This is a genomic window from Phyllobacterium sp. P5_D12 (genome assembly GCF_054049495.1).
Map to the genome: position 1 here is coordinate 1 of NZ_JBFUMG010000414.1, position 3,980 is coordinate 3,980.

Below are 3,980 nucleotides of genomic sequence, written 5' to 3' on the forward strand. Positions count from 1 at the left end.
ACCTATGGTTTCGCCTGCAATCATTTCAAGCCTACTTGTGTCCTTCACCATCTCCCTCGATGAATTTATCATGGCATTCTTCCTGACCGGTACCGAAGCAACTCTGCCTGTCTACATCTGGGGTCAGTTGCGATTTGCCGCCAAGCTGCCGGGCGTGCTCGCGCTCGGTACGCTGCTCCTCGCTGGTTCGATTATCCTTTTGACCATCGCAGAAATCGTGCGACGCCGCGCAAGCAGTCGCACCCAGAATATGGGAGGCATGATTGCCTGAACGCTCTATGATCGAGATCTCGCGCGTGACGCGCAGCTACGGGGCCTTCAAGGCGCTCGATGAAACGTCACTCACGATCCGCGAGGGTGAATTCTTCTCGCTCCTCGGCCCTTCCGGGTGCGGCAAGACCACGCTGCTCCGTATGATCGCCGGTTTCGACACGCCGACAAGCGGATCGATCTCGGTTGATGGCCAACCGATGGACGGCATTCCCGCTAATCGGCGTCCGACCAATATGGTCTTTCAAAGCTACGCCATATTTCCGCATCTCAATGTCGAGCAGAACGTGTGCTACGGGTTGAAACGGCTCAGACTTGGAGCAGATGAAGAAAAGCGCCGCGTCGAAGAAGCCCTATCGCAAGTATCGCTGACCGGGCTTGGTAAACGCGGCGCGACCGAACTGTCCGGTGGACAGCGCCAGCGTGTCGCTCTCGCCCGCGCCCTCGTCATGCGGCCAAAGGTGCTTCTCCTGGATGAGCCGCTTTCAGCCCTCGACAAGAAGCTGCGCGAGCAGATGCAGGTTGAATTGCGCCGGCTGCAACAGGCCGTGGGTATCACCTTCATTCTCGTCACACACGATCAATATGAAGCGCTGGCGATGTCCGATCGCATCGCGGTCATGTTCGGCGGAAAGATCGCGCAGGTCGCATCGCCGAAAGAGATCTACCAGCGGCCGGTCAACTGCCAGGTAGCTGACTTTCTTGGCGGTATGAACTTCGTAAAGGCAGAGATCGTCGAAGAGAACAGCGCCTCGATGATATTGGATACGCCGGGCTTTGGACGCGTGAGGACCGACAAGCCCGCGGCATTTGTGAGGAACGGTAAGGGTGCAACGCTGGGGATCAGACCGGAACGCCTGCGCGTCCTGTGGGATGATGCGACAGACAAATACGAGGTGGCCGGCAAGGTCGTCGACCGGCATTACTTCGGGGAGATAACCCATCTGGTGATCGAGATACCGGGTTTTGACAAACCGCTCTCGGTGACGGAAACCAATAATTTCGGCGCCGACGACATTCCGGTCGGCGCCCCGATCCGTCTGGCCTATGACCCCGACGCGTTGGTGGCACTCGCCGACTGAAGGCGCTCGATGATGGGCTGGGCCGCCAAGCGGCCAGCAATGATGGCTCCTTCAATATAGCCGGGAAATGATGGCGAGAGTTCCGACGAGGCAAAGGTGATGCCGGCGAAGCCGCGGCGAAGGGTATTTTCGGCTTCGGTCGCGTTTATGACCTCGACAATGTCCGAATAGCCACCACCACTCCACGGATCGTCGATCCAGTTGCGGAGCAGGATGTCCAACGGCGCGCCAGCGTCCGGCCCAAGCGCCACCACCAGTCTCGACACCACCTCCTGCTTGAGCGCCTCCTCACCRTGGCTCGACCATTCGACAGCAATGGGTCCGCCGACGAACACCACGAGCGCGGGGTGCTGGTCATCATGGCTCGCATCGCACGCATAGAGCCCGCGTGGATCGATCCAGATGACACTGCCGTTGAGGCCCGTCCTCCGCCAGAACGGTTGGGAATATCGTATGAGCAACTTGACGACTGTGCCGCTCTTCCACGAGGCAAGCGCGTTGTTTATTGCCTCCGGCAACGAGGGATGAAAGATGATCCTGCGCGCCATTACAGGCGGTACAGCAATGATGACCTCGTTGGCCGAATAAGCCCCGGAGACAGTGCGGACCGTGAAGCCGGATGCAGTCGTCTCGACACTGTCGACGGGCTCACTCAATAGCAGCGATTTCCCCAGCGACCGCGCCATATCCGCTGCCAGCGAATGCATCGTTTCCTTGAGGAAATACTGAAGTTCGGAGACTTTGTTGGTGATGCGCCGGTCGTTATCGACAATATACCACAATGGAACCAGCTCAGCCGGTACGCACCATAGACCTTCGATCAACGACAGAAATCGCATTTTTGCGGCGGGGTCGGCCTGTTGGCTGTTGACCCATGCGCGGATGGTCAAACCAGACAGCGCTGGATCGGTCGGATCCAGCTTCCGCAGGCGGCGACGCAGAGCCATCGATCCTGCGGAAACTTTTTCCGCATCATGCCTGCCGTGCGGCGGCGGCTGCGCAACGCTGTCACCCCGAACCGGCGTTTCGAGTAATGTCTTGCCGTGGGTCCGCGCCAAGGCCATGATCTCGGGCATGTCATCGCAGATGAACTGACCTCCCGTATCGTAGAGATCATCGAGGTTATTCATTTTTGCCTCGACACGGCCACCCACCCTGTCCCGCGCCTCAAGGAGAACGAAGTCGATTCCGGCCCGTTGCAGTTCGCTCGCCGCCGACAGGCCGGTAAAGCCTGCGCCAACGACGACAACGTGCGTGGGATTGCTTGCGCTCAATACCCCGCCTTGATCTTCTCGAATTCAGCAATCATCTTCGCCTTCAACTCGTTGGGAAGCGGCGACTGGAACAAGGTATTCTCGGCGGATTTATCGTTGTTGGCATAGCCTTTTTCCTCCAGCAGTTTCGGATCGACCGATGCCATGCCCTTGGCGTTCGCCATGCCATATCCCCAGTCGTTCACCATATAGGTCGCGATTGCCGGATCATTGACCGCATTGAGAAAATCATAGGCCTTTGCTTCCGATCCGGGCGCGTCCTTGAAGCGGACATAACCGCAAACCCAGGTTGAATTGCCTTCGTCCGTATCGGGCTTTCTGGCTGCCGGCGTACCCGCGAGCGTCAGTTGCGTCGCTGCATCGTTCCATGCCCAGGCCAGATCGACTTCCCCGCCGCCCATCGCCTGCACGATCTCGGTGGTATCTGTCCAATAGAGCCGTACGTTTTTATGGACCTGACGAAGAAAATCCGACGCCTGTTTGAATTGTTCGTCAGTCATCTGGGTCCAGTCCTTCAAACCGATCGCGAGACTGGCCAGGGCATAAGCGTCATCGACATTGTCGCCGATAGACACGCGGTCCTTGAACTTCGGATCGGCAAAGGCTTTCAGCGATTGCACGTCCTTCGCGTCGACCTTGTCGGTATTATAGGTCAGCGACGTATTCCCCCAATCCCAGGGCATGAACCACGCCTTGCCGTCCGCTGTGGTTGCGAGATCCTTCATCGCCATGATGTTCGGCGCAAGATCATTCCAACCGGTAATCTTCGTCGTATCCAATGGTTGTAGCAGGCCAGCTTCGCGCCACTTCTTCACACTCTGCGAGCATGGATGTCCTAGGTCCGACTTGAAGCCGGAACGCACCTTCTCGAAGGCTTCATCCTCGTCGCCAAAAAAAGCAAATGTTGGAGACTCACCATCCTTGGCGACATAGCCGGGGTGGAACGAGGGTTCCTCATATCCTGCCCAGTCAAAAACGATGAGATTCTTGTCTGCGGCGATTGCGATCGTCGCGACCGCGGCCGAAAGCCCCGCGGCTACTCCGAGTATGATGCCAAGATGGCGGCCCGATTTCTTCATGCTCATTCCCCTTATTGTTAACCGTTCATGCGGTTTTCTTTGTCGGTAGGGCTTCTCTTGAGAAGTGTTTTGGAAATACGGAGGCCAGATAGTCGCAGGCGGCAAAATGGGCCGATTCTCGCGTCACATCTTCGGTGCCCATCATGAGACGCAGCCATAGGCCCTCAAGCATCGCGCTTAGTCCAAGCGCTGTTGCCGTGGCATCGAACGAATAATCGCCGTCAGCCTTGAGTTTTCTGCAAATGTCGATGATCACGTTCTGATAGGCTTGGTCC

General features: G+C 57.6%; 4 protein-coding genes and 1 pseudogene. 2 read left to right on the forward strand and 3 right to left on the reverse strand.

What is annotated here, in order from left to right:
• A pseudogene (locus tag ACXJ5O_RS20670) lies at positions 1-271 on the forward strand (ABC transporter permease); the annotation flags it as partial.
• Between the two features lie 7 nt (positions 272-278).
• Complete coding sequence (locus ACXJ5O_RS20675) at positions 279-1,352, forward strand: ABC transporter ATP-binding protein (RefSeq protein WP_457301534.1); 1,074 nt, start codon at positions 279-281, stop codon at positions 1,350-1,352.
• Here the strand turns inward: ACXJ5O_RS20675 and ACXJ5O_RS20680 are convergent.
• From ACXJ5O_RS20680 to ACXJ5O_RS20690, 3 genes are all read right to left on the reverse strand, one after another.
• A complete protein-coding gene (locus ACXJ5O_RS20680; protein ID WP_457301531.1) occupies positions 1,316-2,626 on the reverse strand; it encodes a flavin monoamine oxidase family protein in 1,311 nt (436 codons plus the stop codon). The genes ACXJ5O_RS20675 and ACXJ5O_RS20680 overlap by 37 nt on opposite strands.
• A complete protein-coding gene (locus ACXJ5O_RS20685) occupies positions 2,623-3,705 on the reverse strand; it encodes an extracellular solute-binding protein (protein WP_457301532.1) in 1,083 nt (360 codons plus the stop codon). Before ACXJ5O_RS20685 ends, ACXJ5O_RS20680 begins: the two co-directional genes overlap by 4 nt.
• Before the next feature lie 25 nt (positions 3,706-3,730).
• On the reverse strand, positions 3,731-3,980 hold a 250-nt coding region (locus tag ACXJ5O_RS20690; protein WP_457301533.1), incomplete at its 5' end, for a TetR family transcriptional regulator C-terminal domain-containing protein.